The sequence below is a fragment of the Aneurinibacillus sp. UBA3580 genome, assembly GCF_002375825.1.
Lineage (GTDB): Bacteria > Bacillota > Bacilli > Aneurinibacillales > Aneurinibacillaceae > Aneurinibacillus > Aneurinibacillus danicus.
On record NZ_DFMZ01000008.1, the window covers coordinates 3581 to 11778 of the forward strand.

10 protein-coding genes are annotated in these 8198 nt (G+C 47.3%); 9 read left to right on the forward strand and 1 reads right to left on the reverse strand.

All coding sequences use genetic code 11. The features are described from left to right. The 7 genes from B2899_RS01450 to B2899_RS01480 all read left to right on the forward strand — a co-directional run. On the forward strand, positions 1–804 hold an 804-nt coding region (locus tag B2899_RS01450; protein WP_286883503.1), incomplete at its 5' end, for a hypothetical protein. Positions 805–870: 66 nt separating this feature from the next. Beyond that, entirely contained in the window at positions 871–1686 is an 816-nt protein-coding gene (locus B2899_RS01455) for a helical backbone metal receptor (RefSeq protein ID WP_146809311.1), read from the forward strand. A 397-nt stretch (positions 1687–2083) separates the two neighbouring features. After that, positions 2084–2317 (forward strand): hypothetical protein, encoded by a 234-nt coding sequence (locus tag B2899_RS01460; protein WP_286883506.1) that lies wholly within the window; start codon positions 2084–2086, stop codon positions 2315–2317. After that, entirely contained in the window at positions 2317–2577 is a 261-nt protein-coding gene (locus B2899_RS01465) for a sigma-70 family RNA polymerase sigma factor (protein WP_286883508.1), read from the forward strand. Before B2899_RS01460 ends, B2899_RS01465 begins: the two co-directional genes overlap by 1 nt. 31 nt (positions 2578–2608) lie before the next feature. Then, on the forward strand, positions 2609–2701 hold the full coding sequence (locus B2899_RS18345) for a hypothetical protein (protein WP_414631737.1): 93 nt from the start codon (positions 2609–2611) through the stop codon (positions 2699–2701). A gap of 5 nt (positions 2702–2706) precedes the next feature. Further along, positions 2707–2937 carry a helix-turn-helix domain-containing protein gene (locus B2899_RS01475; RefSeq protein ID WP_246147374.1) on the forward strand — a complete coding sequence of 77 codons (231 nt, stop codon included), beginning with the start codon at positions 2707–2709 and terminating at the stop codon, positions 2935–2937. Between the two features lie 59 nt (positions 2938–2996). Further along, entirely contained in the window at positions 2997–3941 is a 945-nt protein-coding gene (locus B2899_RS01480) for a S8 family peptidase (protein ID WP_146811253.1), read from the forward strand. 296 nt (positions 3942–4237) lie between these two features. Here the strand turns inward: B2899_RS01480 and B2899_RS01485 are convergent, their stop codons facing one another. Continuing rightward, positions 4238–4549: a winged helix-turn-helix transcriptional regulator gene (locus B2899_RS01485; protein ID WP_146811254.1), complete on the reverse strand. Its 312-nt coding sequence runs from the start codon at positions 4547–4549 to the stop codon at positions 4238–4240. A 162-nt stretch (positions 4550–4711) separates the two neighbouring features. Here B2899_RS01485 and B2899_RS01490 point away from each other — a divergent pair, with 162 nt between their 5' ends. Both B2899_RS01490 and B2899_RS01495 read left to right on the forward strand, forming a co-directional pair. After that, on the forward strand, positions 4712–5839 hold the full coding sequence (locus B2899_RS01490; RefSeq protein ID WP_146811255.1) for a hypothetical protein: 1128 nt from the start codon (positions 4712–4714) through the stop codon (positions 5837–5839). Positions 5840–6006: 167 nt separating this feature from the next. Then, positions 6007–8145, forward strand: a complete 2139-nt coding sequence (locus B2899_RS01495) for a DNA topoisomerase 3 (protein WP_286883515.1) — start codon at positions 6007–6009, stop codon at positions 8143–8145. The last annotated feature ends 53 nt before the right edge of the window (positions 8146–8198 follow it).

Consider the following 8198-nt stretch of genomic DNA (forward strand, 5'->3'; position numbering starts at 1 on the left):
TTTCTGGAGCAAGAACTGCGAACGCTATTTCCCGACTCAAAATCAGAAAAGAAGTACACAGATAAGCTGGCAAAACTGTATTTGAAGAGCGGGGAAGAGAAGTGGATATTGACACATATTGAAGTACAAGGAAGCCGAGATCTTGATTTTTCTGAGCGGATGTTCCGCTACTTTTACCGGGTGTATGATAAATACGACAGGAAAATATTTGCCCTGGCGCTTTTTTCGGATGAAAGCCCGTCTTATAAACCGGCTGCGTATAAATATGAATTTTTTGATACGACATTAACTTATACGTACCGAACTTACAAGATAGTGGAGCAAAATGAAGAGGAACTAGCTCGCTCGAAAAATCCATTCAGCATGGCTGTTCTTGCCGGTTTGTATGTAGTGAAAAGCAAAAAAGATATTGATGCACGTTATCAGTTTAAAATAAATCTGATTCGCCTGCTGCTAGAAAAAGAGTGGCAGCGGGAGAAAATTGAAAAGCTATTTGTATTTATCGATGGCTTGTTAAAACTTCCTATAGAAAAAGAAAAAAGTTTTGAGGTTGAACTTAATAAAATGGTGCGAAAGGAAGGTGGAAGTATGGGACTGACATGGGATCGCAGTAACCTGGCCGACATGTATTACTCTAAAGGAAAAATGGAGGGAAAAGCAGAAGGAAAAATTGAGTTAGTAAAGAAATGGCTAGAGGAAGAAAAGAATGCGGATATTCAACTTATTGCAAAAGTTTCTGGCTTATCTGTAGAAGAGATTAGAAAAATAAAAGAAGAAGTACAAACAAAGAGAAGACCCCATTAATCTTTTTGCTTTCAAGTAAGTGAAACCGATTTTTATGATGAAAATATGAAAGGAGGTAATGGAAGTATGTCGACAAAAACCGTAACCGATCACACCGGCCGTACCGTAACATTTTCATTCCCGCCCCGTCGTATCATCTCCTTATGCCCTTCATTGACCGATACACTGTTTGCACTCGGTCTTGGGGGAGACATCGTGGGTCGGACCCAGTTTTGCATTCATCCGGCCAATCAGGTTAAGGATGTACGGCGTGTAGGCGGAACCAAGCAGATTAAGCCGGACGTCATCGATGAACTGAATCCCGGACTTATCATTGCCGAAAAAGAAGAAAACCCGAAAGAGATGGTTGACGCTTTGGCAGAGAAGTATCCCGTTTATGTAACCGATGTAGAGAATTACGAAGATGCGCTGTGCATGATTCGCGATCTCGGAGAAATTACCGGGACCGAAGCGGCTGCACAGAATATGGCGCATGAGATTGAGGAGGCCTTCTCTTTCTTAAAACCAGTACAGGGTGTGCGCGTTGCGTACCTTATCTGGCAGAAGCCGTATATGGCTGCCGGAAATTGTACCTATATCCACTCGCTACTGGAGAAGTGTGGGCTGGTCAATGTGTTCCAGGACACCCCGGGACGCTATCCGGAAATAACGGAAGATGATTTGCGTGCGGCGAAGCCGGATTTTATTTTTCTTTCTTCCGAGCCGTTTCCGTTTAAAGAGACGCATCAGGAAGCGTTTCGGGCGATGTTTCCTGACAGCGCGCCGGTGCTGGTGGATGGAGAAATGTTTTCCTGGTATGGTGTTCATATGAAAGAGGCGGCGTTCTATTTTAATGAGTTGTTGGCTGAACTTGCAACGCAGCTTAAAAAGAAGAATAAGTAGCTATCTCTTAATCATTTGTTGGCCCAGCACCAAACTCTGTGCTTGAATGCTCTATACATATACGGTGTTGATTTGGTTTATTGATTATTTAGAATATTTTTCCTCTTTTTTGCTATTACTCATGCTATAATAAAAGAACAGGAATGTTTGATACAAAAACTAAATACGTATAACACAAAGACAAGCATTCTTGTTTCTTTCCTCTTTTATTCTCTCCATAGAAGCTGCAGAGCTCCTGTTGATTCCTGTCTTTTCTTCTGGTTATTTTGTCATATGTCTCCTAGGTCGCAACGCGTATCTACGTTGGACAAGCCTATTCGTTTAGAAGGATTCTTGCAAGCGGGGTTGTTAAACATCCGGTTGTTTCCTTCTTTAATAGAATATAAGGAGGGATGATATGGAAAAATATCCGTTTGTGCACAAAGAAGTGCATCCTCATCTCGAACCTGTATTCCACGAATTTTTGCAGCAGCATCAACAGGAGATGTCCAATCGTGTGATTGCAAGCTTTTTAAGCAATCCGGAATACTATCGTCTGTTTGTGGACGCTGTGTGCTTTCCAGAAAAAGAGCACCGCAACCTGATAAACACGAATGGGAGCAAAAGCTTCCGGATAAAAAAGATGATGTGATGGACATTGTCGTACGCAATGCGAAGAGCCTTTCAGAACACATCTCCCACCCGACTCTATACAGGGCGCTTACACGTCTGACCAAACGGCAGCTTACTATTCTTGAACTGTATTTTCTGTACCATCTTACGCATGAGGAAATCGGACAAGTTCTTGGTATCTCCCAGCAATCCGTATCCAAATCATACAGCAGGGCGCTCGTTTCCCTGCGCGCATTCTATAGAGAGGGTGAGACCGTTGGACCCGAGCGAATGGATTAATCTGATTCGCAATGTCGGTTTTCCAATTGTAGTGACGTTCTACCTGCTGCTCCGGCTCGAGAAAAGTTTCCATCAATTATCCGAAGCAGTGCAGGACATGATGGATGAAATGCGGAAGAGGTGAGGCGGGTGAAGACGCTGTATGATTTGACGAGGCAGGCGCGGAATAACGACCCGGAAGCAATTCGCGCCATTCTGCATCTGTTCGAGCCGAAGATTAAAAAATCAAGCCGATTAATTCCGCATGGCAACCGTGATGATGTAGAGCAAGAGATTAAGGAAGAGATTGTCAAAGCGATTCGCCGTTTTGATACCAGCACAACCCCGGGCTTTTGGGAATTTCTCGAAATCGTAAAGTAAACTTCTCAAGTATCTTTTTCTGTAAGCAGAGGCAGTTAAAATTGAGAGGAGACGATAGGATGAGTAAGATGCATTTATTCCCGACCGCAGTTAATGAAGTAATGGAGCAGACGAACGAAGTGCCTCAGGGGGTGGAAATGATTCAAGCACCCGGAGAGTGGGAGGCAGCGGACTATGGAGAAGGCGTAGTAGTCGCGGTGCTTGACACCGGCTGTCAGCTTGATCACCCCGACCTGGCACCGAATATTATCGGGGGCCGGAATTTTACCACCGATTATGACGGAGACCCGGAACGGTATGAAGATAATCATTATCACGGTACGCATGTGGCCGGCACTGTGGCTGCTGTCTACGATAACAATGGGGTGGCCGGCGTGGCGCCGAAGGCAAGCCTGCTGATCTTGAAAGTGTTAACGGGTGAGGGAAGCGGAGACTATCAATGGATTATTGACGCGATCGAGTATGCGCTTGCCTGGAGAGGACCAAATGGGGAGCGCGTCCGGGTAATTACAATGTCGTTGGGTGGCCCGGATAATGAGCCGGCGCTGCATGAGGTGATTATCAAAGCAGTGCGGAGTCAAGTACTGGTAGTCGTCGCTGCAGGCAACGAAGGAGATAACGATCCGAATACTCCGGAGCTTTCTTATCCGGGTTCTTATAATGAAGTCATTCAGGTAGGAGCGGTCGATTTGCAAGGACGTCTGGCCGAATTCTCGAATACGAACAATCAGGTGGATGTGGTAGGGCCGGGTGTCAGGATTTTGTCGACGTATCCGGGAAGCAAATACGGCGTGCTGTCAGGTACGTCGATGGCCACCCCGCATGTCGCGGGAGCGCTCGCGCTGATCATCAATCGCTGCGAGCGAGAGTTCGGACGCTCGTTGACGGAAGACGAGCTGTATGCCCAGCTGTGCAAACGCACCGTGCCGCTCGGCTACGGACCGCAGGCGGAAGGCAACGGGTTAATCAATCTGGCCGCAGAGACGCGTGTGCCGACCCGGTAAAAAAGAGAACAGAGCGTTTTAAGCGAAATGTTACGAAATATCATTGACGCCTGTGGCATGCAGGCGTTTTTTTTTGTCAAAATCAAGGAATGGTCGCTAGTGATAAAGCTTTTTATGGAGGGGAAATTAGTATGTAGTAGTAAAATAACAAGTTGGTCCAGATTATTGTTAACATAATTTTATTTATGTTAACAATAAAAAGCGCGATATTTGTGTAGCTAAGGAACAGAATTAAAATACTGCGTATAAAAAACAAAAAACATCCACCTATTAACAAAGGTGAATGCTAAAACTTCTCATATCCAGTCCTCTGCCCAGCACTGCACCTGTTCCATCACCGGCTGCAGCGCTTTTCCTTTGTCCGTAAGCTCATACTCAATGCGTACAGGCGTTTCCGGATAGACGTGGCGATTCACGATACCGGCCTGTTCCAGCTCCTTAAATCGCTCCGCCAGCATACGGTCACTCATGTTTGGAATGATGTCCTTTATTTCGCTGAAACGCTTCGGGCCATCCAGCAGCGATTGAATAATAAGCCCGGTCCACCGTTTGCCCAGAAGTTCAAATGCGGCCTCAAATCGGGGGCACAGTGTCTTATCATGTTTCATTACTACCACCTCGATTATATTTTACCATAGTTGCTTTAGAAAAATAAGTTATAAAATTTATTATGCCCATGAAATACTGTCGAATACAGAATCGCTTTTTGTTTTGAGAATAGACTAAGGAATAGATTAAACAAACACAGATGTTTGGACAAGGAGGTATGTATGAAGAGGCTGCGTCTTTTTTGGATTGAGCTATGTGTGGCAGCGTTCGTTTTCTGTACGGGAATGTCCGGGGTGACACAAAACAATGCGGAGAGCTATATCCTGATTACCGTCAAAAGCACGCTTGCAGCAGAGCACGAATCCCACCTTAAAGTCATATCGGATGATATCGCGCAGGTGATTCATCGAGCTAAAAGAGTACAGGTAAACCAGCTTCCGGCAACCGATCGCTACCTTACACTGCGGTACAGGGGTAAGGAAGACATGTACTACCTGGATAACGCAGGGCATGTATTTGCTCCTTCTGCCCGTGAGCAGCTGATCATTTCACGGAAATGGAGCGAGAAGCTGAAATCTTATGGCAATATGGTTGCCGCTTCCCATTACGGAGCGCTGCTGTCATGGGATGAAGTGAAAGAACGAATCCCGAATAAATCCGTTATTACGGTCTTGGATATGGAGACAGGCTTAACGTTTAAAGCCCAGCGCAGGGCAGGCAAGCATCATGCGGACGTGCAGCCGCTTACGAAAGCAGACACAAAAGTAATGAAACAAATTTATCAGGGCAAATGGAGCTGGAAAAGAAAAGCCGTTCTTGTCGAAAAAGACGGACGATACTACGCGGCCTCCATGCAGGGAATGCCCCATGGCGGAGACGGGATTCCGAACAACGGTTTTTCGGGCCATTTTTGTATCCACTTTCTAAATAGCCGCACGCACGTCTCAAACAATAAAGATGCGGAACATCATCTAATGATTCATAAAGCAGCCGGGAAATTGGATGCGTATTTTAAAAACGTGTCCCCTTATGAATTTATCGATAGCTTTATCGGGGCTGTGAATGTAAAGGAGAAGCAGGTTTTGCCGTATTTCTTTTTCAATCCCGCTCACCCGCGGCTTGCTGAGGTCGAAAAAGAATTGCAGGACGTCCACACATTTCGCCGGGTATCAAAATATCAGCAAGCAGAAGCGGAAACGGACAAGCTAATGCTGGAGATTCCCGTGGAAATTCGGGTAGATCGTGCAGGGCAAAGCGTGGAAACAAGAAAAGTGACGTTCCACATCGAGAGAAAGACGAAAGAATCCCCCTGGAAAATTGTCGATATAAGGGAAACCTCCCGCGAATAACGCGATGAAACAGAGGCCTTTGACGATACCGTTCGTTTTGGTGTATAGTTTTACTAAAGAGAAACATTCGACATAAGGCTTGCAGATACAATCTTCTAGTGATGCCGCTAGAAGATTTTTATTTGGCCGTTTTTTACGTTATACATTGGAGATAAAGGAGATGCCAGATGAAGACATTAGTTCTTGCTGAGAAACCGAGCGTAGGCAGAGAGATTGCCCGTGTACTCGGCTGCACTCAAAAACATAAAAACTATATCGAAGGACCGAAATATATTGTGACCTGGGCGCTTGGCCATCTTGTCGAATTAGCCGAGCCGGAAGACTACGATCCGAAATACAAGACGTGGAGGCTCGAAGACCTGCCGATTGTACCCGATCGTATGCGGCTGAAAGTCATCAAAGAATCGTCCCATCAGTTCCGTGCCATCTCGCAGTTGGCGAAGCGAGGCGACATCAAAGACTTGATTATCGCAACGGATGCCGGACGGGAAGGGGAATTGGTCGCCCGCTGGATTATGGAGATGATTAGATGGAGGAAGCCGTTCAAGCGGCTGTGGATTTCTTCGCAAACGGATAAAGCGATTAAAGAAGGATTTGCCAGCGTCAAACCGGGACCGGCATATGATGATCTGTATCAGTCTGCCGTATGTCGTGCAGAAGCCGACTGGCTTATCGGGCTGAACATCACCCGGGCGCTGACCAGCAAGTACAATGCCCAACTGGCCGCAGGCCGTGTACAGACGCCGACGCTTGCGATGATCATCCGACGCGAAGAAGAAATCTGGAAGTTTAAGCCAACCGAATACTGGACGTTGACCGCCGACTTCGGCGCATTTACCGGCACATGGCGGTCCAAAGCAAATCAGGACGGCCGCATCTTTAACAAAGAAACGGCACAGGAGATTGATCGGAAAATCGAAGGCCGAATAGGGAAGGTTATTAGTTTGAAAACGAGTGAGAAAACGGAGCCACAACCGCTTGCCTATGATCTGACTGAGCTGCAGCGTGACGCCAACAAGCGATACGGATTTTCGGCCAAGCACACATCCAATGTGCTACAGAAGCTATATGAACAGCATAAGCTGGTGACATATCCGCGCACGGATTCACGTCACCTGACAAGCGATATGGTACACACGCTAAGAAGCCGTCTCAACAGCATCGAAGTAGGACCCTACGCGCAGTTAGTGCGACCGCTACTCAAACAGAAATCGCTGCCCATCACCAAACGCATTGTCGACGACAGTAAAGTCACCGACCACCACGCGATCATCCCGACGGAAGAGCCGGTGCGCTTGGGTGAGTTAACGAACGATGAACGCAAATTGTACGATTTGATCGTGCGGCGTTTCATTGCGCTTTTCTACTCTCCGTATCGTTATGAGCAGATTCAACTGACTGTGGATGTGGCAGGTGAGACGTTTCACGCCAGGGGAAAAGTCATGAAAGATGCGGGCTGGAAAGCAGTATACGGGGCGGATGCTGCTGCACCCGACGAGGAGAGCGACGATGAGGATACGGCGGATCAGACGCTGCCGCCGTTGCGTGAAGGAGACAGCGTGAATGTCAAGCACAGCGTCATTCAAAGCCATCTTACTAAACCGCCGCTGCGGTTTACGGAATCGGATTTGCTTGCGCGGATGGAAAAAAATAACCTGGGAACGCCCGCCACACGGGCTGATATTATCGAGAAGCTGTTGAATACGGATACGATTGAGCGGCAGGGAAACCGCTTATATCCGACGAAAAAAGGGACGCAGCTGATCGAATTGGTGGCCGAGGAGTTGCGTTCGCCGGAATTGACCGCAAAATGGGAACGCCAGCTTGAAGATATTGCGCGCGGAAAAGGAGACGCCAAGCGTTTTCTATCCGGCATCCGCCGCCAGGCCGCAGCGCTTGTAAAAGAAATCGCCGCAAGTGAAGTTGAGTATAAGCCACACAACGTAACGGGTTCCAAGTGCCCCGAATGCGGCCAAAACCTGCGCGAAATTAAAGGGAAGCGCGGCAAGATACTGGTATGCCCGGACCGGGAGTGCGGCTATAAGCGTTCTGCCGAGAAACAGTTGTCCAACCGGCGTTGTCCGCAATGCAAGAAGCGAATGGAGTTGCGAAACGGCAAAGCGGGTAAGTTCTTTCAATGCAAGCCATGCAATGTAGTGGAGAAACTTGAAGACGTGTCCGGCGGCGGAAAAGTAAACAAACGCCAGGAGAAAGTGCTGCTTAAGAAATACAGCAGTGACGAAGGGTTGACATTGAATCTGGGCGAGATGTTAAAGGCGGCATTAGAGCAGAAACAGGACAAGTAGCGGCTGACTTTTGCGGCATGAGGGAAAAGTGAGAAGGGAACGAGGAGAGGATT